At 41.1% G+C, this 24,259-nt stretch carries 22 protein-coding genes; 16 read left to right on the top strand and 6 right to left on the bottom strand.

Annotated elements, in window-relative coordinates:
- Nucleotides 1–31: 31 nt before the first annotated feature.
- A complete protein-coding gene (locus QWZ01_RS13600) occupies nt 32–661 on the bottom strand; it encodes a DUF47 domain-containing protein (protein ID WP_290323991.1) in 630 nt (209 codons plus the stop codon).
- A 189-nt stretch (nt 662–850) separates the two neighbouring features.
- On the opposite strand from QWZ01_RS13600, the gene QWZ01_RS13595 reads away from it, so the two are divergent.
- The 6 genes from QWZ01_RS13595 to QWZ01_RS13570 all read left to right on the top strand — a co-directional run bounded on the left by QWZ01_RS13595 (nt 851) and on the right by QWZ01_RS13570 (nt 6,620).
- Nucleotides 851–1,090, top strand: coding sequence for a hypothetical protein (locus QWZ01_RS13595; protein WP_290323988.1), 240 nt, complete (start codon nt 851–853; stop codon nt 1,088–1,090).
- A 110-nt stretch (nt 1,091–1,200) separates the two neighbouring features.
- Nucleotides 1,201–1,404 (top strand): hypothetical protein, encoded by a 204-nt coding sequence (locus QWZ01_RS13590; protein ID WP_290323986.1) that lies wholly within the window; start codon nt 1,201–1,203, stop codon nt 1,402–1,404.
- 271 nt (nt 1,405–1,675) lie between these two features.
- Nucleotides 1,676–2,194, top strand: a complete 519-nt coding sequence (locus QWZ01_RS13585) for a DUF2911 domain-containing protein (RefSeq protein WP_290323984.1) — start codon at nt 1,676–1,678, stop codon at nt 2,192–2,194.
- 147 nt (nt 2,195–2,341) lie between these two features.
- The gene (locus QWZ01_RS13580; protein WP_290323982.1) at nt 2,342–3,433 is read left to right on the top strand and encodes a DUF3810 domain-containing protein; all 1,092 of its coding nucleotides are present in this window, start codon (nt 2,342–2,344) and stop codon (nt 3,431–3,433) included.
- 377 nt (nt 3,434–3,810) lie between these two features.
- Nucleotides 3,811–6,000 (top strand): penicillin acylase family protein, encoded by a 2,190-nt coding sequence (locus QWZ01_RS13575; protein ID WP_290323980.1) that lies wholly within the window; start codon nt 3,811–3,813, stop codon nt 5,998–6,000.
- Between the two features lie 173 nt (nt 6,001–6,173).
- Complete coding sequence (locus QWZ01_RS13570) at nt 6,174–6,620, top strand: DoxX family protein (protein WP_290323978.1); 447 nt, start codon at nt 6,174–6,176, stop codon at nt 6,618–6,620.
- 97 nt (nt 6,621–6,717) lie between these two features.
- On the opposite strand, the gene QWZ01_RS13565 is transcribed toward QWZ01_RS13570, so the two are convergent.
- From QWZ01_RS13565 to QWZ01_RS13550, 4 genes are all read right to left on the bottom strand, one after another.
- A complete protein-coding gene (locus tag QWZ01_RS13565) occupies nt 6,718–6,993 on the bottom strand; it encodes a UBP-type zinc finger domain-containing protein (RefSeq protein ID WP_290323977.1) in 276 nt (91 codons plus the stop codon).
- Entirely contained in the window at nt 6,993–8,654 is a 1,662-nt protein-coding gene (locus tag QWZ01_RS13560; RefSeq protein ID WP_290323975.1) for a response regulator, read from the bottom strand. Before QWZ01_RS13560 ends, QWZ01_RS13565 begins: the two co-directional genes overlap by 1 nt.
- Nucleotides 8,655–8,706: 52 nt before the next feature.
- On the bottom strand, nt 8,707–10,107 hold the full coding sequence (locus tag QWZ01_RS13555) for an ATP-binding protein (RefSeq protein WP_290323973.1): 1,401 nt from the start codon (nt 10,105–10,107) through the stop codon (nt 8,707–8,709).
- Between the two features lie 512 nt (nt 10,108–10,619).
- Entirely contained in the window at nt 10,620–11,819 is a 1,200-nt protein-coding gene (locus QWZ01_RS13550; RefSeq protein WP_290323971.1) for an outer membrane protein, read from the bottom strand.
- 153 nt (nt 11,820–11,972) lie between these two features.
- Here QWZ01_RS13550 and QWZ01_RS13545 point away from each other — a divergent pair, with 153 nt between their 5' ends.
- From QWZ01_RS13545 to QWZ01_RS13510, 8 genes are all read left to right on the top strand, one after another.
- Complete coding sequence (locus QWZ01_RS13545; protein ID WP_290323969.1) at nt 11,973–12,839, top strand: AraC family transcriptional regulator; 867 nt, start codon at nt 11,973–11,975, stop codon at nt 12,837–12,839.
- A 234-nt stretch (nt 12,840–13,073) separates the two neighbouring features.
- The gene (locus tag QWZ01_RS13540) at nt 13,074–13,406 is read left to right on the top strand and encodes an L-rhamnose mutarotase (RefSeq protein ID WP_290323966.1); all 333 of its coding nucleotides are present in this window, start codon (nt 13,074–13,076) and stop codon (nt 13,404–13,406) included.
- A 21-nt stretch (nt 13,407–13,427) separates the two neighbouring features.
- Nucleotides 13,428–14,789 carry an alpha-L-fucosidase gene (locus QWZ01_RS13535; protein WP_290323964.1) on the top strand — a complete coding sequence of 454 codons (1,362 nt, stop codon included), beginning with the start codon at nt 13,428–13,430 and terminating at the stop codon, nt 14,787–14,789.
- Between the two features lie 53 nt (nt 14,790–14,842).
- Nucleotides 14,843–16,504: a UxaA family hydrolase gene (locus tag QWZ01_RS13530; protein ID WP_290323962.1), complete on the top strand. Its 1,662-nt coding sequence runs from the start codon at nt 14,843–14,845 to the stop codon at nt 16,502–16,504.
- Between the two features lie 107 nt (nt 16,505–16,611).
- Entirely contained in the window at nt 16,612–17,376 is a 765-nt protein-coding gene (locus QWZ01_RS13525) for an SDR family NAD(P)-dependent oxidoreductase (RefSeq protein ID WP_290323960.1), read from the top strand.
- Between the two features lie 121 nt (nt 17,377–17,497).
- Nucleotides 17,498–18,343, top strand: a complete 846-nt coding sequence (locus QWZ01_RS13520; RefSeq protein WP_290323958.1) for a fumarylacetoacetate hydrolase family protein — start codon at nt 17,498–17,500, stop codon at nt 18,341–18,343.
- Complete coding sequence (locus QWZ01_RS13515; protein ID WP_290323956.1) at nt 18,336–19,166, top strand: amidohydrolase family protein; 831 nt, start codon at nt 18,336–18,338, stop codon at nt 19,164–19,166. Before QWZ01_RS13520 ends, QWZ01_RS13515 begins: the two co-directional genes overlap by 8 nt.
- Nucleotides 19,167–19,479: 313 nt before the next feature.
- Complete coding sequence (locus QWZ01_RS13510; protein WP_290323954.1) at nt 19,480–19,677, top strand: hypothetical protein; 198 nt, start codon at nt 19,480–19,482, stop codon at nt 19,675–19,677.
- A gap of 185 nt (nt 19,678–19,862) precedes the next feature.
- Here QWZ01_RS13510 and QWZ01_RS13505 read toward each other — a convergent pair whose 3' ends face one another.
- A complete protein-coding gene (locus tag QWZ01_RS13505; RefSeq protein ID WP_290323953.1) occupies nt 19,863–20,066 on the bottom strand; it encodes a hypothetical protein in 204 nt (67 codons plus the stop codon).
- Nucleotides 20,067–20,216: 150 nt separating this feature from the next.
- Between QWZ01_RS13505 and QWZ01_RS13500 the strand changes: the two genes are divergently transcribed.
- Together QWZ01_RS13500 and QWZ01_RS13495 are read left to right on the top strand one after the other, a co-directional pair.
- On the top strand, nt 20,217–21,359 hold the full coding sequence (locus QWZ01_RS13500; RefSeq protein ID WP_290323951.1) for a glycosyltransferase family 2 protein: 1,143 nt from the start codon (nt 20,217–20,219) through the stop codon (nt 21,357–21,359).
- 82 nt (nt 21,360–21,441) lie between these two features.
- Nucleotides 21,442–24,198, top strand: coding sequence for a glycoside hydrolase family 78 protein (locus tag QWZ01_RS13495; protein WP_290323949.1), 2,757 nt, complete (start codon nt 21,442–21,444; stop codon nt 24,196–24,198).
- Nucleotides 24,199–24,259: the final 61 nt, after the last annotated feature.

Below are 24,259 nucleotides of genomic sequence, written 5' to 3'. Positions count from 1 at the left end.
GGATTAAAACCCTATATAGTAATTTATATCATTAACCGTTCTTGATCAGGATACTTTCAATTACCAGGGTGGCATCTTCACAGCTATCTGTAGCTGTTTCCATAGCCATAAAAACATCTGTATACTTAATAAGTTGTATTGCATCGGTTTCGTTAGCCAGCAGGTCGGCAAAAGCTTCGTTGTAAACAGTATCAGCTTTATATTCCAACTGTTTAATGTTGCTGCAAAGTTCAAATATACTTGCCGAGTTGCTTAAATTACTCATGGCATTAATAGCTTTTTGCAGTTCGGTACTTGTTTCCAATATCAAACTTGCAAGGCTTATAATAGGCGGGGTAATTTTAGGTACATCATAAAGGTGTATCCGGCGCGATGCCATGGCAATACTATCGGCAACATCATCAAGAGCGGCAGCCAGATCGCACATATCCTTACGCTGAAAAGGTGATACCAGTTGCTTGCCTGATTCTGCAAATATCTGATGAGTAAGCCCGTAGCTGGTTATTTTCAGCTTATCGATGTGCGTGAAATTGAACTTTTGTTCAAACAAATCTGAGGTGTTTACGGCTACATCCAACAACGTTGCCATTTCTGCTACATTGGCTGCAGCCTTGTTAAATAAGTCGTAAAAAATTTTATTTGAATTGGGGAATATCGACATAGATCCTGATTTAATGATCGTTGTTTTAAATGCTGGTGAATACAAGAGCTTGTATATTAGTTAATTATACTGATTGAGCTCTCAAAAATACAGCGGCTAAATGTATATATTAATTTGTTGTTAAAGGTCATGGTATTGTTAATGTAGTGTTAATTTAATATTATTAATTCATTGACATACCTTTGCAGCATGCCCAAAAGCCCATTACCAACTTATGCCATTGTTGAATTATTGATAAGGCTATCTCAATACAATCATTTAATAGGAAACTACAAAAATCACAGTGTTTTTGATACTGGGGTTGTGGTTAAAACATCGTCGGGCAGCGTTAAACTTCCTTTAGGTATTGTGCAAAGGCAGTTTGAAAATCCGGGCTCTATAAGTGATAGTGAGCTGGCCACACTGGCTCTGCTTTTTAAACATACTTAGTAATTTTCCTGCCCCTGTTTTTACCGGAGAAATTTATATTGTAACATTTGATGTAATTTAAAACAATATGCTTAAACCGTTGATTGTATTGATATAAGCTCATCATTGTTATGGAATCCGCCGGCGATAAACATTTTAAATTCATAAACAGTAAAACTGGTTATGTAATTTATTATCACTCCATCAGCGGCGAAAGGACCGACGAAGAAGTTAGGGCCGAGCTGCGGGAGGTGAAATATCGGGTGGCAATTCAAAACGGACTGTATTGCGAAACAATTTATTGGGAAACAATGCGGGAAGATGTTGAATTGTGATATAGCACACCGGTATTAAAATAAAAAACCCTTGCCACGAGGCAAGGGTTAAAAAAAACCACAACAATTGTTTAACCTTTTGGCTATGAAACCCTAAGGTCAATTCCTAACTGCAATGCGATTTTCATTAAGGATAACAATGCCGCATGCCAATTGGTTTTAACTGTTTTTGCGTGTTATGGCATAAATGTGCGGAAATGGTTTATTTATCAAGCGATAGGTAATCAACCAAATTTCATCATATATTTATGCCAACAAAAATATGAAAACTATGAGAAAAGCATTTCAAATTAAGACAGCGCTGCTGTTTGCATTTGCGCTGTTAACAGCAACGGTTACTTTTGCGCAGGATAAAAAACCTGCCAGCCCGCATGATAGCACAACAGCGGTTGTAGCCGGTTCAACTATTAAAATTAAATACGGCAGCCCGTATGTAAAAGGCCGCAAGATATTGGGCGAACTGGTTCCTTTTGATAAAGTATGGCGTGCCGGTGCCGATTCGGCTACCAGCATTACCACCAGCAAGGCTATCAAGGTTGAAGGTAAAGCGCTTCCGGCCGGCAGATACGCGTTTTTTGTTATCCCATCAAAAAGTGGTGAGTGGACAATCATTTTTGATAAAAATCCAAAACAATGGGGTGCCTACACCTACAAAGAAAGTAATGACCAGTTAAGGGTAACAGTTAAGGGAAAAACCAGCCCTAAACAAGAAAGCCTTACTTACACCATTGGTAAAGGGGGCTTTAGCCTTAAATGGGATACTTTTGAAGTGCCTGTAGCCATCAAATAAAAACCTTTTTTAAAATTAACCTTATCACACAAAAGCCCCGAAAACGGGGCTTTTTTTATGACCATGAGGGGGTGATATTAGCCCTGATGGTTATCAATGTAAATAGTATTTTAGTAAACCACTATTCGTGCTATATTTACAAACCCCATGCGTTATAGTATAACCAAAAAGCCCTTATTAAAAAGAATAATTATTCTGTTATTGTTGGCACTGGCCATCTTTATACTTATGCAGCTGGCAGATGATGCGGCATTGGTTGAGCGCTATTACTCCAATGGGTTTTATATATATATTAGTCGTATATGGCACCCGGTTTTAAATATATTCCCCTTTAGCGTTGGCGATTTACTTTATATAGCCGTTGTTGCCTGGTTAATTTATAAAGCAGTTGTGCTGCTCAGGCTACTGTTTAAAAAACAATTTAAACAAGTAGGTATGTTGTTGCTTGGCTTAGTTATAGGTGTACAGGTAGGAATATTAGCGTTTTACCTTTTTTGGGGGATGAATTATTTCAGGCCATCAGCTGCTCAGCGTTTAAACCTGCGGGATACCTCCTTTACCACTGCCGACCTGAAAGCTGTAACCCAGGTGCTTATTGATAGCGCAAATGTTTGCAGGACCCGTGTTACCAATGCAGATATGGCTCAAAGTAACAGCGATATTTATGCTGCCGCTACACAGGCCGTCAAAGCGCTCTCTGCCGATTCAGTTAACTTTAGGGCTTATCATCCCGATATCAAACCGTCATTGTTAACGGTGTTTTTGAATTACATAGGTACATCGGGTTATTATAACCCGTTTACTTCGGAGGCACAGCTCAATTACCAGATGCCGGTTTTTAATCGCCCGTTTGTGGCTTGTCATGAAATGTCGCACCAAATGGGTTATGGGGCAGAAGATGAAGCTGATTTCGCAGGTTTTACAGTCGCTGTAAATTCACATAACAGACTGCTACGTTATTCGGCTTATCATTTGGCTGTCAGCGAGTTTATGTATTCGCTGAGCCATAGGGATACTGTCGCATTTAAAACCCTGAAAGCTACTATATCAAAAGATGTTCGGCATGATTATGCAACAGAGCGTAATTACTGGTTGTCCTACCAAAATAAACTGAGCGCCATCAGCAGTATTTTTTACGATAATTTTTTAAAGGCCAATAATCAGCCGCAGGGTTTAGAAACGTATAACCGGATGGTATTGCTGGTAATGGCATCAGAACGAAAACATTGGGTACATTGAGTAAGTAGGTATACCAATGATACTAATGAACCACTAATAAAAAAAGCGTTCCGGTATCTCACCCCCGGAACGCACTGCAATACCATCAAATGATATTGTATCAACTAAATCTCAGATATCATGCTTATGATTACCCAAGCTCTTTATAATTACTGATGCTCCGGCAGCAGTAAACAAAATTTTATTAATTTGTGGTTAGTGCTGTTCCGAGCAGTGAATTGATCAGGTACCGATTCAATTATGATGAATAATTGAAAAGAAACGCAGGTGCATTGTAAATATTGCGCTATTGACTGTCAAATTTACTGTTATTATTATCAATGCTTTACAGGATTTATACTAAAAGCCTGAGCTGTTAAAGTAAAAATATTGTTACTATGAAACATATTGTATTTATTGTTCTATTATTTTCTCCTGCGGTAATTTTTGCTCAAAATTTTAATCAAAAGGAAATAAAAAGAGCAGGCAAATATGCGAAAACAGTAAAAATTATTCGTGATAATTGGGGAGTTCCGCACATTTATGGAAAAACAGATGCCTCAGTGGTTTTTGGTTTGATGTATACCCAATGCGAAGACAACTTTAAGGGTATCGAACGTAATTACCTGTACCAGCTTGGCAGGCAAGCCGAAGTTGATGGCGATGATAAGTTGTATACCGATGTTCAGCTGCAACTCATAGCAGATAGTGCAGATGCCATTAAAGATTATAAAAACAGTGCACCATGGTTTAAAAAGCTGCTGGATGCATTTGCCGATGGTATTAACTATTACCTGTATAAACACCCGGAAGTAAAGCCGATGGTATTTAAACGATTTGAGCCCTGGTACGCCTTAATGTTTACCGATGGAAGTGTGGCCGCGACAGAAACCGGAGACATAAAGCTCAGCGAAACACAAGATTTTTATAATAGAGGTGAAGAGAGGTTAGGTGCGTTACTAAATAAGCCAATGCCCGAGTTTGATGTGGCAAACGAACGCGAAACCGGATCAAACGGATTTGCCATAGCACCGTCCCGATCTGCTTCAGGGCATGCTTTGTTGTATATTAATCCACATGTGCCTTTCTATTTTCGCAGCGAGGTAGAACTCGTAAGTGAGGAGGGACTGCAGGCCTATGGTGCAGTTACCTGGGGGCAGTTTTTTATTTACCAGGGCTTTAACCAGCATTGCGGCTGGATGCACACCAGCAGCTATGCCGATGTTGGCGATCTGTACGCCGAAAAGGTGAGTAAAAAAGATGGTAAATGGTATTATGAATATAATGGAGAACTTAAACCCCTTACTACCCGAAAGCTATTGTTAAATATTAAAAAAGGCGATAAACCGGAGCAACGCACTATTACAGGTTACTATACTCACCATGGTCCGGTATTAGGTAGCCGCGATGGCAAATGGCTTGCCCTTAAAGCCAACAACCGATCCTATAATGCCCTGCTTGAATCCTGGCTGATCACTAAAGCCAATACTTTGGCCGAGTATAAAAAAGCTATGGAACTGTTATCAAACGCATCAAACAATACACTTTATGCCGATGATAAAGGCAATATTGTATTTTGGTATGGCAATTATATTCCTAAACGTAACCCTGCTTTTGATTGGAGCCAGCCCGTTGATGGCAGTATTACCACCACCGAGTGGCAGGGGATACATCCGCTTAAAGATTTAATAACTAATATAAACCCGGCAACCGGTTGGATACAGAATTGTAATTCAACGCCATACACAGCATCGGGCAAAAGCAGTCCTGATAAAAATAAATATCCTGTTTATATGGCTCCTGATGGAGAAAACTATCGGGCCATAACCGCTATCAGATTATTAAAAGATGCCCATCATGTAACATTGGATGGGTTGATAGCAAAAGGATATGATCATTACCTGGCTGCTTTTGATGATCTGTTACCTCCTTTATTTGAGGCTTATGAAAATGCACCTGATTCTTTAAAACAATCACTTGCCGAACCTATTAGGTTATTACAGCAGTGGGACAAGCGCAGCGCTGCAAACTCAATAGCCAGCACCCTTGCTATTGAATGGGGAACGCTGATGATGAAATTGATGCCGGCTCCAATAAGCAGCGAGCAAAGTACCTTTATTACGCAAAGGATAAAAAAGCTTTCGCAAACTGATGGCAAGCAGCGATTGGCACTCTTGGCCCAGGTTTTGAAAAATTTGCAAGCCAGCTTCGGTACATGGAAAATGCCGTGGGGTGAGGTAAACAGGTATCAACGGCCTGCCGATGGTATTACGTTTGATGATCAATTGCCGAGTATTGCTGTTGGTGCAACAGGCTCAGGGTTTGGTCAGCTGCCATCGTTTCAGAGCCGTGCTGTTAATACAAAAAAGCGCTATGGTTACTCAGGTAATAGCTTTATAGCAGCTGTGGAGTTTGGCCTAAGGGTAAAGGCCAAAAGCATTATTACCGGGGGCCAGTCTTTTGATCCGAAGTCAAAAAACTTTACCGATCAGGCACAAGGTTATATTGATGGTAAGTTTAAAGATGTATTATTTTATAAAAGCGATGTACTTAAACACGTTCAAAAAGTTTATCATCCTGGCGATTGATTAACTTATGGAAAAGGAAGCAACGGTCTGTTTTCAAGGTTTTCTATTTTCCACAGCAAACAATTTGCATTTATAACAAGTTTGTTACTATATTTAGTAAAATAAGCAGCCCCTTTGATCTCCATGAAGCTGCTGCTTATGATAACCAATTAACCCTTAAAAAGGAGGCCGTAATGAACTTGGTTCATAAAATTGAAAACTGGGGCGATACTCATCACCCTAAAATTCTTGATTTGGTACGTATTGCGCTTGGCGTGTTTTTACTGTTGAAAGGTATAGCCTTTATGGATAATACGGCTTACCTCAAAGGCTTAATTGATGATCAAAACGTAATTGATCTTTCGCCTACGCTATTAATGATACTGGTTTATTATGTAACCTTTGCCCACATGGTTGGTGGCATACTTATAGCCGTTGGTATATTAACCCGCCTGGGCTGTATTATTCAGATACCTATAGTTTTGGGAGCGGTATTTTTAACCAGCATTTTTCAGGAACCCATTAACGCTATGGCCTGGCCTTCTATAACCGCGTTGGTGTTGCTGGTACTCTTTCTCATATTAGGTTCGGGTCCGATATCTTTAGATAAATATTTGAGTAACGATAGTCGTTCTGTTTGAGTAGTGATAAAATAGATATATAATTTAAGTAAAATATTTAATCTCCCTCATTTAAAAAATGAGGGAGATTAATATTCGGAGAACTAATCACTCAAAACTAATAACCTACCATCTGCTGGTCAACGTAGCACCAGATCCAGCGTTCGCCTTCTTCAGCAGAGATAACTATAGGATGACCGGTTGCTTTAAAGTGCTTGGTCATGTGCGTATTTGGTGAGCTATCGCAACAAAGTGTAACACCACAGGTTTGGCAGGTACGTAAATGCACCCACGATGAATGTATCTTCATACACTCTTCACAAACGCGTTCTTCAGGTAGTTTCACTTCAGTGATACCAGCCAGGTGCTGGCATAATTCCTCATTTTGTGTCATTATACTTCTGCTAAATATTTGTGTACAAAACTGATAGCCATTGAGCCTTCACCTACGGCAGATGCAACCCGGTTCATGGCACCGGCGCGAACATCGCCTGCTGCAAAAATACCCGAGCAGCTTGTTTCCAGTAAAAACGGATCACGTTTAAGTTTCCATATTTTACCAAACCCCTCGTAACTGCGTAGTTCACGGCCGGTTTCAATAAAGTCTTTACTGTTTTTTATAATATCAAGCTTTATCCAATCGGTGTAAGGCTTGGCACCTATAAAAATATAAAGCGCGTTGGCTGTTTTTTTAACTGTTTCCTTGGTTTTACAGTTCATCAGCGTAAGTTCTTCAAGGCTGTTGGTACCATTGGCCTCAATTATTTCGGTATTAGGTATAACCTCAATATTAGGCCTGTCGGCAATTTGATTGATCAAATAAGCCGACATGGTAGCCACCAGATCATCTCGACGGATGATGATGTATACATTTTTGGCAAATTTTGACAGGTGCATAGCAGCCTGACCAGCTGAATTTCCTCCGCCTATAACGTATACCTGTTTACCTGTACATGCGGTAGCCTCAGTAGTGGCAGCACCATAATATATGCCGGCACCGGTGTAATTTTCAACACCATTAACCTCCAGTTTACGGTAATCGACACCGGTGGTAATTACCACTGTGCGACTAATAATTTCGGGTCCATCATCCAACACAATGGTTTTATAACCGTCTTTTTGCCTGATATCACTTACCGATTGTGGTGATAGAAACTCGGCGCCCAAGCGCATAGCCTGGCTAATGGCGCGCCTGGTTAGGTCAGCACCGCTTAAGCCTGCCGGGAAACCCAGATAGTTCTCAATACGTGAACTGGTACCTGCTTGTCCGCCGGGTGCCTTACGTTCAATAAGCAATGTTTTTAACCCTTCGGATGCGCCGTAAACCGCGGCAGCAAGGCCTGCGGGGCCCGCGCCTATAATTACCACATCGTATACATCAGTAAGCGTTTGCGGGTTTGTATCCAGCTTTGCCGCGATGGCTTGTATGGTAGGTTTGGCCAAATAGCTGCCATCCTCAAACACAACCAGCGGTAAGCAATCTGTAGTAAGGTTATTTAATGCCAGCAAACTGCCCGCATCAATATTCTTTTCAACATCAAGCCATCTGTAAGGGATCAGGTTACCAGCAAGGTAATCTTTAACCACGTGCGATTGCGGCGAAAACTGGTAGCCCACTACTTTAATGCCTACAAACTCGGGTACGTAATTATTATGCCAATCTTCCAACAGATCATTTATCACGGGGAAAAGTTTTTCTTCCGGCGGATCCCATGGTTTCATGAGATAATAATCAAGCTGTACATCATTAATGGCTTTTATGGCAGCTTCAGTATCGGAGTAGGCGGTAAGTAACACGCGCTTGGCATCCGGATATATTTTTTTTGCTTTTTCTAAAAATTTAACGCCTTCCATTTCGGGCATGCGCTGATCGCAAAGGAACAGCGCAATCACATCCGAACTGTTTTTAAGTTCGGTAAGGGTCTCAAGAGCCTCATTTGCCGATGTAGTGCTCAGTATTTTGTACTCTTTACCATACTGCGACCGAAGATCGCGGCTTATGGACCGCAGTACTTGCGGGTCATCATCTATGGAAAATATAATTGGGCGGCTCATAGGGGACTTTTTCTAAACGTAAAATTATTAATATTTTATTCAAAAATTGCCGTTATCCATCAATCAGGAAACAAACACTAAACACGGTATGACCCGGATCTGATTTTACTTTTATGGAGCCACGGTGCTGTTTAACAATGCGTTGCACAACCTCAAGGCCCATGCCGGTGCCTTTACCCATCTCTTTTGTAGTAAAAAATGGATCAAATATCAGGCTTTGTATTTCCGGGGCAATTCCGGGGCCATCATCAACTATAAAAACCTCCACAAACTCGCGGTCGCGGCGGGTTTTAATAGTCAGGGTACCTTTACCGTTTACAGCCATAGCGTCAATGGCATTATCAATCAGGTTGGTCCATACCTGGTTAAGTTCACCTATCAAGGCCTTAACTTCCGGCAGGGTTTCATCAAAGTCTTCAATAACGCTAATGTTCCCTTTCCTTATTTTATAACCCAGCATGGTAAGGGTGTTTCGAATACCGATATGTATATCGGCATATTGCTTATCCTGCGCACGATCCATATGGGTAAAGGTTTTAACAGAGCTTACCAGTTCTGCTATCCGCCTTGCCGATTCCTGAATATCGCGTACCATTTTTTCGGTGATCAGCATATCGCTTGCCCAATTCAAAATGTGTGTCAGGTTTTTATTGGGCGAATATTTTTCAAACGTTTCCAGTGTTTCAATGGTGAAATTGAAATCAACAAAGCTTTCGGCAATATCATAGCTGTTTTCAATTTCATGTTCATCAAGCCATTCAATGATCTCGTCTTCGCGCTGGGTACGTTGTTTGAGGCTTAACCTTGTATGGTCTTTGGCATCAATGAGTGAGAACAAGGTATTGGTGATGGCGGAAACATCTTCGGGTTCAATTTTCATCGAAAATATGGCCTTAATACTTTCGGGCTCTTCTGATAAGTGCTTTTTCAGGGTTAACGAATCACGAACAATGGCCGATGCCGGATTATTTAACTCATGTGCAAGGCCGGCAGATAGTTTACCCAAAGCCATCATTTTTTCATTCTGTTGCTGCAGGGCCGTAAAGTCACGCACACGGGTGGTCATGATACTCACCAGGGCCTGGGTAAGTTCATAATGATTTTTGATCATCTCAGGTATTAAGCCGGTATCAAGGCTGCGTATATGCAGTTTGGTCATGGCCTGAGCATACCCTTTGGCAATTTTACCTCTTGAAAAGGGGAGATACCCGGTAATGTTACCCGGACCAATGATGGTATAATCTCTGCGGGAGGTACCCTGCATCATAAAAAAACGCATGCTGCCCTCAACCGTAATGTGAGGCCCGGTAATAGGCTCCTCGGGCTGCATTAAAAATTCGCCTTCTTCAAAAAACTGGTCTTTACTATTATCTAATAGCCATTGTAACTGATCATCAGGTACATTATTTAAAACTTCGAGCGATTTTAGCCAGGATACAGTTACCGTTTGCATGAATTAAAATTAGCTATAATTATTTAATGTTATTGAAGGCGTTATCACAACAAAATCGATCTTGAAGCTGATAGATTTGCTTTTGCTAAAATACGCATGATTTTTAATTTGGATGCCCAAATAGGTTTTAAGTTACACTAAACTGTCATTATCAGGTATAAAATGTACCATAACGATAAGCATAGTAAAATCCTTTGATTGAAACGGTTTTAAACAGAAAATTGCTTAAAACAAACAGGAATGTCTTTTGTTTATCAATAAAATAAAATCACCTCCAACGGCGCTGGATGATGCCGCTACTTACATAAGATAAAGCCTGATAAAGTATTTAAAACCTTATCATCCTTGAGAAAGATGATAAGAAAGATCAAACATGAACTTGATCTGGATTTAGTTGATTGTTATTGGTTTAATCAATAACTGTAAATTTGGTTTAATCGGTAACTGTGCGTTCCGGAGGTGAGATGCCGGAACGCTTTTATGATTGTTGGGACTACAATTTAAATTCTTGTTTAAAAATTATAGTTTAAGCCTGCTTGTAGTATAGAAATCGCTATTTCATAAGAATTGGTATTGGTAATTCCTACTGAAGGGCTGTAAGCTACTGATATATCAATTTTTTTATTCAACACTACACCTAATTTCAGGGGGAAGTAAGTCCATCCGTCTGTTACGATCAGATTCGTGTTGTTGTTATATTTTGATCCACTGAATGCTGCACCAGCTCCACCATAAAACTTAAATTTATCGGTATTATAAAAATTATATATTACCTGCGGTATAATAGATACGGTATATTGATCAATGGCAAGCATAGCATTATTCATTGAATTGATGGGATCATTAAAGTTGTTGTTACTGCGAATTTTATTACCGGTGAAAGCGGCTTCAACCCTAAATACAAACCGGCCCACATTTGGATTGCCCAATACATTTAAACCGACAGATACTCTTGGGAAAAAAGAAGTTGAACTTGTATGTTGCGGAAATATATCTTTAGTAGTAGTTGTACTTAAATTTAATCCAATGCCCACAAAAAATGTAGTACCCTTATTAAGTGTGGGTGTTTTTTCAATATCCTTTTTATCTATATTGTTAATTTTAGCAGTTATCTTTTCCAGATCCAGCAGTTTATAGTCGGCTCTTTCAATTTGTATTCTTAGGGCATCGCCTACACCATATTTAACGGCCAGTGCGTATAATTGGCGTATGTAACCGGTTTCTGTTACCGTTTTATCACCGTCGTTATATATCCTGTAAACCAGTTCTGTTGGTTTACCATCGACATTATCGGCCACAAAAAAATGGTTTTTTATTTTATCATTATATTCATATAGGCTAACCTTGCTGCCTTTTTGCAAAAATTTTAAAAACAATGTATCGGTAATAGTAGTGGTATCGCGTCCATTAATCATCAATGTAGTACTGGTTCTGTCTACATTAAGCTTGCCGATATATCTTTGATAAGAAACCAATCCGGATATATCAAAAAAAGTAATAGCTGAAGGGCCGAGGATGCGGGTTTCATTGGCATTTGCCGAAGTTTTAAAGTTGATATTCCGTGGGTCTAATTGCCATTCGCGCAGATCAATAAAACCCCTCAGCGTATCGCCTTTAACGGTAATAGCGTAGCCTGGTTTATAATTACTTTGAGCTTTTAAAAAAAATGGGAATAATGTTGCAGCAAACAACAATGCGTAGAGTTTTTTCATGTGATAGGTTTAAATTCTTTGACTAAGATATTTAAATTATTTAATCGGTAATAATTGTGATAACAATTATTTTACATGCCGAAAACGCTATTAAAATCAGTTATTTTTACAGATTTTAACTACATTTATCCAATCAATTGTAAATTAAGTTGAATGAAACCCCTTTTACTAAAAGTTTCTTCGGGCCCGGCACATTCATTTAGTGTAAGGCACGATGTGTTGCCCGACATCAATAACCGATGGCATTGCCACCCCGAGTTGGAGCTTATTTATTTTAAAAAAGGCAACGGTACACAGTTTATCGGCGATAGCATTAAACAGTTTAAAGCCGGAGATATGGTGTTGGTTGGGTCAAACCTGCCGCATTACTGGCGCTTTGATGATGTTTATTTTTCTGACGAAGCGCCGGAAGTTGAAATGATCGTAGTGCATTTTTGCGAAAATTTTTGGGGCGACCAGTTTTTACAGCTTCCTGAAAATAAACTGATCAAGGTTTTGCTTGAACGTTCAAAACGTGGTTTGCAAATAAGTGGTAACACCAAAGAAAAGGTAGCCGGAGAACTGGCCGCCATGCTGGATACCGATGGCGCCGAAAGGATAATTATGCTGCTTAAAGCATTGAATACCATGGCTGTAAGTAACCCTGCAAATTACCTTACATCCATAGGTTTTAAATATGATCATGATGAGTCTGAGAATGACAGGCTCAATAACATTTACGAATATTCGGTACGTAATTTCAGAAAGAAAATCTACCTTGATGAAATAGCTGAAATAGCCGGAGTGAGCTCCAATTCTTTTTGCCGGTATTTTAAATCAAAAACCCGCAAAACGTATTCACAGTTTATTATTGAGATCAAGGTAGGATATGCCTGTAAGCTGCTTATTGAAAATAAGTTGAATATCAAGCAACTGTGCTATGATAGCGGCTTCAATAATTTCTCCACGTTTCACAAACACTTTAAACAGGTAACCGGTAAAAGCCCCCTGATATATCAAAAGGAGTTTACTAAGAATTGACTTTGGGACTTTTGGACAAAAGATTAATAGACAAAGGATGAGTACTTTATCTATTAATCTTTTATCCATTATCTCATAGTCCAAAATCCCGTAGTCCCAAAGTCCCTCAGTCCAATAATCCCATAGTCCATCGATGCCAAAAAAGCTGAACACTTTGACGATTTAGGAATAACTATTTTAGGACAAACTTTATTTCTTTGTATTACCAATATATCCTGATTTTATAATACATCTATGGGCCACAGATATTGCTTAACACTTGACTTGGTTGATGACGAAAACTTAATTGCCGAATACGAAAAGTATCATGAGGCAATTTGGCCTGAGATACATGAAAGCATTGTAGGTTCGGGCATTACCAATATGGAGATTTATCGTTTTGATGTGCGTTTGATGATGATCATGGAAACTGATGATAGTTTTAGCTTTGAGCAAAAAGCCGCTGCGGATGCTGCCAACCCCAAGGTGCAGGAGTGGGAAACCCTGATGTGGAAATACCAGCAACCCGTAAAAGGTGCACTGAAAGGCGAGAAGTGGGTTTTGATGAATAAAATATTTGCGTTGTAACCAATTGTCAACTAAATAACTATGCTTAAAAGAACTCACTTACTATTAGCGCTTGCGCTGATTATCGCGCTGCCCACATTGGCGCAGCAAAAAATGATTGGCACAGAAACAGATGCCCAGAAAGAAAAACGTATGGAGTGGTGGAAGGATGACCGCTTTGGTATGTTTATTCACTGGGGCTTGTATTCGGGCGCGGCCAGGCATGAGTGGGTAAAGCATAATGAAAAGATAGATAACCCGGGCTACCAAAAGTATTTCGATCAGTTTAATCCCGATCAGTTTGATCCGCAGAAATGGGCAAAGCAGGCCAAAGCCGCGGGTATGAAATACGCCGTGCTCACCACCAAGCACCATGAAGGTTTTTGCTTGTTTGATTCAAAATACACCGACTATAAAGCACCCAATACCCAGGCCAAACGCGATCTGGTGCGCGAGTATGTAAATGCTTTCCGTGCGCAGGGATTAAAAGTTGGTTTTTATTATTCATTGCTTGACTGGCATCATCCGGACTATACTATTGATGAGATCCACCCGCAATCGCCAAAAGATAAAAGCGATGCCTCTTACGCCGCCTTAAATAAAAACCGTGATATGGCCAAATACCGCGAATATATGCGTAACCAGATCACCGAGCTGCTAACTAAATATGGTAAGATCGACATTCTATGGCTTGATTTCTCGTTCCCTCGTAAAGACGGTCATGGCAAGGGCAAAGATGAGTGGGGATCTGTTGAGCTGTTAAAACTGATCAGAAAACTACAGCCGGGCATCATCGTTGATAACCGCCTTAACCTGGAGGAATATAAAGACGGTGCCGATTTTGAAACCCCGGAGCAGGTAAGTACCAAAGAACTGTTAAAATATCGTGGTAAAACCTGGGAAACCTGCCAAACATTTTCAGGCTCATGGGGATATTACCGTGATGAAAATACCTGGAAAACACACCGCCAGCTGCTTGATCTGCTCATTACCTCAACCAGCAACGGAGGTAACCTGATACTCAATGTGGGCCCAACAGCCCGTGGCGAATTTGATTATCGTGCAACTAACGCGCTCGATAGCCTGAGTCATTGGATGCATGCCAACAGTAATGCTATTTACAACTGTACTTATGCACCAGATACATACAAGGCGCCGGATAGTTCTAAACTTACTTATAATAAAACTACAAAGCGCCTGTACGTTCATTTATATAACTACCCTAATACTGGCAAGCTTGTATTGCCGGGTTATAACGGCAAAATTAAATACGCGCAATTTTTAAATGATCATTCAGAGCTTTTATACAAACCATCTGAAAATGATCAGCAGGATCTGGTATTAACCCTGCCGGTTAAAAAGCCGGATTATGAAATACCTGTAATTGAATTAACCCTGCAATAATGTAACTGGCCTTCGGGCCGGTTATTGGTATAAGCGGGAAAAGATAAAATACAATGTCACAACAAAAAGAAACATTTTTAAGGATACACCCGCATGATAATGTGCTGGTAGCCCTCCAGAATTTGGAGCAGGGTACCCTGATCAATTTTGAGGGCAGCACATTTGCTTTAACAGAGCGTGTAGCGGCCAAGCACAAATTCGCTATTAATGAGTTAAAGCCTGCGCAGGAAATTTATATGTACGGTGTACTGGTTGGCCGTGCAACAAGCACTATACCGCAGGGTGGTTTACTGAGTACACAAAATGTTCATCACGCATCAGAAGGTTTTCATCTGGGCGAGCGCAAACTGCAGTGGCACCAACCCGATACCAGCAATTTTGAAGGCAAAACGTTCAATGGCTATCACCGTGCCGATGGCTCAGTAGGTACCAGTAACTACTGGATAGTTGTACCCTTGGTGTTTTGCGAAAACCGCAATATCAATGTGCTTAAAGAAGCTTTGGTTGATAAGCTGGGTTATAAAAAAGCCAAAAGCTATGAGGGTGATGTAGAGCAGCTGATGGAACTTTATCAGGCAGGTAAATCTGTAGAGGAGATCCTGAATGCAGATATCCAGGCATCTACAGATAGGCCCGATTCAAAACGTTTATTCAAAAATATCGACGGTATCAAATTCCTGAACCACAGCATGGGTTGTGGGGGCACCAAGGATGATTCTGACGCGCTTTGCGGCTTAATAGCTGGGTATATTACCCATCCTAACGTGGCTGGGGCTACGGTACTTAGCTTAGGCTGCCAACATGCCCAGGTAAGTATTTTACAAGCTGAAATAGCTAAGCGTGATCCTAACTTCAGCAAGCCGATGGTAGTGCTGGAGCAACAAAAGGTAGGTACCGAAAGCGAGTTGTTACAACAGGCTTTAAAGCAAACCTTTGCCGGTTTGGTGCAGGCCAATCAAACGCAGCGCCAACCTGCACCGCTATCAAAGCTTTGCATAGGTATGGAATGCGGAGGATCCGATGGTTTCTCGGGTATTTCCGCAAACCCGGCTTTAGGTTATGTGTCTGATATTTTGGTAAAGCTGGGCGGTTCGGTGATCCTGGCTGAGTTCCCGGAACTTTGCGGGGTTGAGCAGGAACTAAGTGATCGCTGTACCGACGAGGAAACAGCTAATCGCTTTATGCACCTCATGACCACCTATAACGCAAAAGCAGAGGCAGATGGATCGGGTTTTTACGCCAACCCTTCACCTGGGAATATCAGAGATGGTTTAATTACTGATGCCATTAAATCGGCAGGGGCAGCTAAAAAGGGTGGTACATCACCGGTAACTGCCGTGCTTGATTATCCTGAAAAGGTAACCAAACCAGGTCTTAACCTGCTTTGCACTCCAGGCAGCGATGTGGAAAGTACCACAGCCGAAGTAGGTTCAGGCGCTAATATTGTTTTGTTTACAACGGGTTTGGGTACACCTACAGGAAATCCTATTGCACCGGTAGTGAAATTATCAACCAATACTGCTATGTTTGAGCGTATGCCTGATATTATCGATATTAATTGCGGTACCATCATTGAAGGCGACGAAACCATTCAGCAGGCTGGTGAGCGCATACTGAATTATGTGATACAGGTAGCCAGCGGCGAAACAGAACCAAAAGCGGTAAAGTTAGGTCAGGACGATTTTATACCCTGGAAAAGAGGTGTATCTTTATAAGCCTCACCCAACCCTCTCCTTCAGGAGAGGGCTTTAGAGAACGAATTAGTAACATTAAATAACAAAAAAATCTCATCCTTTAGGGGGAGATTTAGAGGGGGCCAAACATGTTTAAATTAACCAATAAATCGGTAGTAATCACAGGAGGCGGCAGCGGCATAGGCAAGGCGATGTCTATCCTGTTTGCACAGCAAGGTGCCATAGTGCATATCATCGAACTAAATGATAAGGCTGCTGCCGATACCGTACATGAAATTGAAGCAGCCGGTGGCAAGGCAACAGGTTACGCTTGTGATGTTAGCAATCAGCAACAGGTGATCGACACTTTTAGCAAGATAGGCGCTATCAATGTTTTAATCAATAACGCGGGTATTGCTCACATTGGGCGGGTAGATAATACCAGCACAGAAGATTTTGAACGTGTATTTAATGTGAACGTAAAGGGTGCTTACAATTGCCTTTTCGCGGTTATTCCTATTTTTAAGGCTAATGGCGGTGGTGTAATATTAAACACAGCCTCCATAGCGGCAAGTGTAGGTATTACCGACAGGTTTGCTTATTCAACCAGTAAGGGAGCCATCTACGCCATGACGCTTTCCGTAGCGCGCGATTATATCCATGATAATATCAGGTGTAACAGCATATCGCCTGCAAGGGTACATACTCCTTTTGTAGATGGGTTTATTGCAAAGAACTATGCTGGCCAGGAAGCAGAAATATTTGAGAAACTTTCAAAAAGCCAGCCAATTGGCCGTATGGCTAAATCTGAAGAGGTTGCGGCACTGGCACTATACCTTTGCTCAGACGAGGCCGGTTTCATCACCGGTACCGATTATCCTATTGACGGCGGATTTATTACCCTGAACAACTAAGTAGGTTGTACGTTTTACGTTATAGGTTGTACGTTGAACACGAACAACAACCGCTCAAATAAATGAGGAAAACGTATCACGTACAACGTAAAATATATAACCAATAAACAACTACAACAACATGAAGCTTATACGATTTGGCGCTAACGGACAAGAGAAACCAGGACTGATTATTAACGATAAAAGGTACGATGTATCAGCCTTTGGTGAAGATTACACTGAGCAGTTTTTTGAAACTGATGGTGTAGCCCGCTTAGCAGCCTTTATAAAAGATAAACAACTGCCGGAAGTAGGTGAGGATGTACGTTTGGGCAGCCCGATAGTTCGTCCGTCAAAAATTGTTTGTATTGGGCTTAACTATGCCGATCATGCTAAAGAAACCAATGCACCGCTGCCACCAGAGCCGGTAATTTTCATGAAAGCCACTACAGCTATCGTAGGCCCTAATGATAATATTGTGATCCCTAAAAATTCCGTAAAAACCGATTGGGAAGTGGAGCTGGCTGTGGTGATAGGTAAAAAAGCATCCTATGTTGACGAAGCAAACGCGATGGATTATGTGGCCGGATATGTACTGCATAATGATGTATCTGAGCGTGAGTTTCAGTTAGAGCGCAACGGTACCTGGGATAAGGGAAAAGGCTGTGATACATTCGCTCCGCTTGGTCCGTTCCTGGCCACACCAGATGAAATTGCCGATCCTCATAACCTGCGCCTGTGGCTTAAGTTGAATGGTAAAACCCTGCAAGATGGTACTACATCAAACTTTATTTTTAACCTGCCTCATTTAATTTCATACACGAGCCAGTTCATGACACTGCTGCCCGGCGATATTATTTCAACAGGAACACCTGCAGGTGTGGGCCTGGGCATGCAACCTCCATTTTATTTAAAACCGGGTGATGTGGTTGAGCTGGGCATTGATGGCCTTGGCGAATCAAAACAAAATGTTGTAGCATATGCCTAAAATTGATGCGCACCAGCATTTCTGGATATTTGACCCGGTTAGAGATAGCTGGATCAACGATGAAATGCTGGTGATCAAACAAGATTTTTTACCTGCCGATTTGTTGCCCGTGTTACAGCAAAATGGCATTGATGGCTGTGTTGCGGTACAAGCCAGCCAGTCGGAAGAAGAGACCTTGTTCCTGTTAAAACAGGCTGTAGGGAATGATTTTGTGAAAGGGGTAGTGGGCTGGGTTGATCTGAAGGCTGATGATCTGGAAGCGCGCCTGGAGTATTTTAAGCAGTATGATAAGCTGAAAGGATTCAGGCATATTTTGCAATCGGAGCCCGATAAGCAGTTTATGTTGCAATCGGAGTTTAAAAAGGGCATAGCCAGTTTGCAAAAGCATGGTTATACTTATGATATCCTTATCTATCCGGAACACTTACCTTATGCTGGGCAACTGGTAAAAACTTTTCCTGATCAGCCTTTTGTGGTTGATCATCTGGCTAAGCCTCATATTAAAGATCAGGACATAACTGAATGGCGGCGAGATATTGAAGCGTTGGCCATGCATGAAAATGTGCATTGCAAAATTTCAGGAATGTTAACCGAGGCCAATTGGACTGCCTGGAAAATAACTGATTTTACGCCTTATCTTGATGTGGTTTTCAATGCCTTTGGCAGCAGCAGGATAATGTTTGGGTCCGACTGGCCGGTGTGTTTACTGGCGGGGGGCTACGAGGGTACCATGCAGGTTGTAAATGAATACACTTCAAAGTTATCAGCCACAGAACAGGAGTTGTTTTGGGGCGATAATGCTACAGTGTTTTATGACTTATAGTCTTGTATGTCAGGTTTATAAGTAAAATATTTTTATAAGGGATCAAAAATTACTTTCATATTAAATTCGCATTAAAACCTTGCTTTCGATATTAAATAGCAAGGTTTTTTATTTTAAGATTATCAATAAGATCAAATTTTATTTGTCAATAGATCAGTTATTTATGATCTGTATCATAATAAAAGCAAATAAATCACGTCAGTTAAAAACATGGCACATATTTAGCTGTTAATTGTCTGATCGCGGCAGCACAATGATCCTATCAGTTTAATAATTGTGCCGATGCTATCGATAACATTTATTAAACAAAGTCATGTATATTATTTTATTAGAAGTTACCGCCCTGCTTGCCGTAATTATTTTGCCATTATTGGTTGTCCGTAAAAAATTCAAAAAAAGATCAAAGTCAGCCTATAAGATTGATACCAATACAGAGTATGCCCGCTACGCCATTAATGAAGATGGTTTTCTGGAAGAAATTAACGTAAACAAACTATCAAATCACAGATAATAGTGTTGTGCAATGCGGAAGCCCTTGTATTAGGTAATATGATGGTTTCCGCTTTTTTATTTTAAAAATACTTGTTGGCATTCAGCCAATAGCTGGTTATACGACTATTGTAACCATATCTCTCCCAGTCTGGATTTTCGCTGGTTGGTCACTCTTCAAAAAACTTCAGTAAATCAGTGCTATTCTCAATCTGTTATCGGCAGATCAACATGATCGGTAGCAAGCACCCGCGTAACCCAGGCTGGTAATTCAGTGTGCTGCATGATCAGCTTTTTTTCAAGCGTTAAACAATAGTATTTATTTTCTGGTATGCGGATCATCCTTTTGCAGGTTGTTTGAGCATCCTGTTCTGTTTTTTCTGATACTAATGCGGTGATTGATATTGACATGGCTTTGTTGTTTAAATTTAAACTGAGTTTTTGTTGATGATTCAAAGTAACAACACGATGATGACAGCCCTATGTCAACAGGTTTTGTGAATGAAAGATTTATTGAAAAAATCTGCAATTTTACTCACCTTTATGTAAATCCCATTACATATGATTTTTCTTGGCTACAGCATATGGGTTAGCTTTTCATGGGTGGGTATGGTTATTTACCTGCTCATCAATCTGAAAAAGATCAAGCAGGTAAAAACACAGCCTTTAATTGAAACTGAACCACCGCTGGCTATCATTATCGCTGTGCGTAATGAGGAAGAAGACCTTGAAAATGCCTTGCAAAGCGTTTGCAATATCAATTATAATAACCATCGTATCATAGTAGTAAATGATCGTTCAACAGATGGTACTGCCAGTATATTACAGGGTTTTATTTCACATTATCCCAAACTTACAGTTACCACAATAAGCACTCTGCCAGAGGGTTGGCTTGGTAAAAATAATGCGTTATATCAGGGGTATTTGAGCAGTACAGAAGAATGGATGCTTTTTGCCGATGCAGATATCGTTTTTCATCCCGATGCCATTAACAAGGCTGTAGGATTTGCAGTAAGAAATCAGCTTGACCATTTAACCATACTGCCCGAGGCTATATCCCGATCTACGATCTTAAATAGCGTACTGGGGACATTTGGTATCATGTTAATGGTTCATATGAAACCCTGGCAGGCCAAAGATCCCAAGGCAAAAGGTTTTGCAGGCATAGGAGCATTTAACTTAGTGCGGCGCAGTGCATATGAAAAGATAGGAACTCATGCCCGTATCAAATTAAGGCCCGATGATGATCTGCAGCTTGGCCAGGATATCAAGTCGTCAGGTTTAAGACAGGATGTGCTGGGTGGGCAGCAATATGTTTGTTTGGAATGGTATAAAAGCGTTCAACAATTTAATAACGGGCTCCTGAAAAACTCGTTTGCTATAGCCGAATATAAACTTAGTAAGTCAATCTTAAATGCCACAATGGCATTGGTATGTTTTACCTTACCAATCCCTCTTATGTTAATTTTCGGATCGTCAGAAATACGCTTGATGGCAGGAGTGGTATTTCTGTTTCAGGTAATTTACATGGTAGCTGTTCGCCCCAATAAATGGTGGTATGCACTCATGATCCCTTTTGGCAGCTTGCTTATGGCGTATGTTAGTTTAAAATCGGCATTGATAACCATCAGGCAGGGGGGTATTTACTGGCGCGATAGTTTTTACTCATTGGATCTGCTTAAAGGGAAAAATAACGGGGTATAACGCTTGCCACGTTTTAGCAAGAAGATAGACGGGGTTGCGGTTGCAAAATAGTATTGATATACTTGATTTACCAATTTAAATCATGAAGCGTATATTCCTTTATCTCTTGCTGATGTTCCCGGTAGTGTGCATGGCGCAAACACCTGTTGCAGAAAGTTTAACCTGCGATTATCTGACCAACCCAATGGGTATTGATGCATTGCATCCACGCCTGAGCTGGAAAATAAACACTCCACAAAGAAATACCTTACAGCAAGCCTATAATATCAGGGTGGCTACAGATGTTGCTTTTTCACCTTCAAAAACAATATGGAATACAGGTAAGGTAAAGGCCGATTCATCCGTACTGATAACTTACAATGGCACGGCTTTAAAATCAGGTACAAGGTATTACTGGCAGGTGAAAGTTTGGGATAATCATGGCCATGCTTCGGCCTGGAGTAAACCGGCCTATTTTGAAACCGGCCTGCTTTTACCAACCGATTGGAAAGCCACCTGGATGCTGCCTAAGCAGGATACTTTGCGCAAAATACCTGCTGTGATGCTTCGTAAACAATTTACGGTATCAAAAAAGATTGTATCGGCACGTGCTTATGCCACAGCTCATGGTTTATATGAGCTGCACCTTAATGGTAAAAGGGTAGGTGATCAGCAGCTCACCCCCGGCTGGACAGAGTATAAGAAACGGCTGCAATACCAGGTTTATGACATTACCCCCTTACTGCAGCAGGGCGATAATGTGGTTGGGGCTATGCTTGGCGATGGCTGGTTTCGCGGCACAACAGGTTTTGCCTCTCAGTGGGCCGTTTGGGGTAAAAAACTTGCCCTGCTATGTCAGTTACAGATTACCTATGCCGACGGATCGGTACAATACATAAATTCAGACGGCTCATGGAAAAGTACCCAAAACGGGCCTATAACGCTTGACGGGATTTACGATGGTGAAAACTATGATGCCCGCAAAGAAATAACAGGTTGGGACATTAAAGGCTTTAACGATGCCACATGGCAGCCAGTAAGTGAGGTAACCTATGATAACAAAATGTTGGTTGGGGTTGAGAGTGTACCTGTACATAAAATTCAGGAGATAAAGCCAATTGCCATATTTAAAAGTCCGAAAGGCACTCAAATAATTGATTTTGGTCAGAACCTTACCGGTTGGGTAAGCTTTAAAGTAAGCGGACAGGCCGGGCAAACGGTAAATATCCGCCATGCTGAAGTACTGGATAAGTTCGGTGAGTTTTATACCGCCAATTTGCGTTCGGCAACCGCCTGCATCAATTATACATTAAAAGGCGGTGGCATAGAAACCTTTGAACCACACTTTACTTTCATGGGTTTCCGATATATAGCTGTTGAAGGTTACCCCGGCAAACTGAAGCCTGAAAACTTTACGGCAGTTGTTGTTCATTCAGATATGCCGGTAACAGGCGAGTTTACCTGTTCAGATACCATGATCAATAAACTGCAGCATAATATACAATGGGGGCAAAAGGGTAACTTTCTGGATATCCCCACAGACTGCCCTCAGCGGGATGAACGGTTGGGTTGGACGGGCGATGCTCAGGTATTTTCGCGCACTGCAGCATTTAACATGCAGGTAGCACCATTTTTTGCCAAATGGATGAAGGATGTTGCTGCCGATCAGTTTAAGGGTGGAGGCATACCTTTTGTAGTACCCGATAATTTGCCAACTAACGAGTCTACATCGGCAGGATGGGGAGATGTTGCTGTTATTGTGCCATGGACTATGTACCAGGTTTATGCCGATAAAGGTATCCTGCAAACACAATATCCCAGCATGAAGGCTTATGTAGATTATATAACCAAAAAGGCTGGTGATAAATACATATGGCATGGTGGCAGTTTATTTGGCGACTGGTTGTTTTACCGCCCTGGTATCTATGATTTTTCTGAACCAAACGGTTATACAAATCCCGACCTGATCGCTACTGCTTTTTACGCTTACTCATCTAAACTACTGAGCCAGGCAGCGGGTGTTTTAGGCAATACTGCCGACGAAAAGAAATATAACGATATTTTTGAGTCGGTAAAAAAGGCTTTTATTCATAATTATATTACGCCAACCGGCCGGGTATTTGCCGATTCGCAAACAGGTTATGTACTGGCATTAAAATTTGACCTGGTTCCCAATAGCCTGAAGGCCAAAGCGGCCGCCTACCTGGTGGAGGATGTGCGCAGCAGGAATAATCACTTATCTACCGGCTTTTTAGGTACACCTTATTTGTGCCAGGTGTTATCGCAAAACGGATATAGTAATGTAGCTTACGATTTGTTGCTGCAAAAAACATATCCGTCATGGTTATACCCGGTAAAAATGGGGGCAACCACCATTTGGGAACGCTGGGATGGCATTAAAACCGATAGTACTTTCCAGGACAAGAGTATGAATTCCTTTAATCATTACTCATACGGAGCCGTTGGCGATTGGATGTATCAGCAAATGGCAGGCTTGCAGATAGGTGCTCCGGGCTATAAAAATATTGTTATTAAGCCACAACCCAATCACAAGTTCAGCTTTGCCAAAGCCACATTTGAAACCATGTATGGGCAGGTGTTATCATCATGGGAAGTAAACAACGGAACCATGCACGTTCATGTTAAAATACCGGCCAATAGTACTGCAGATATTACCCTGCCTGCTGCCCGCCCTGAGGATGTGAAGGCAGATGGTAAATCCATTACTGGTGTATTTAATGTTACCGGGATAAAAAATGAAGAAGGTGCAACCATAAAACTCGGCTCGGGCGATTATACTTTTAGCTATCCGTGGATTGTGGTTAAAGAGAAGGAGAAAGAAAAAGACAGAGCAAAATAAAAGGTTAATCGAAGGTAATTGATTTGATTGCCTTTGTTGCTGAATAGGCCAAACATGAATG

It is taken from the genome of Mucilaginibacter aquaedulcis, from assembly GCF_030409325.1.
GTDB classification, from domain to species: Bacteria; Bacteroidota; Bacteroidia; order Sphingobacteriales; family Sphingobacteriaceae; genus Mucilaginibacter; species Mucilaginibacter aquaedulcis.
Note: the sequence above shows the minus strand (reverse complement) of the source record. Positions and strands in the feature narration are given on the sequence as shown.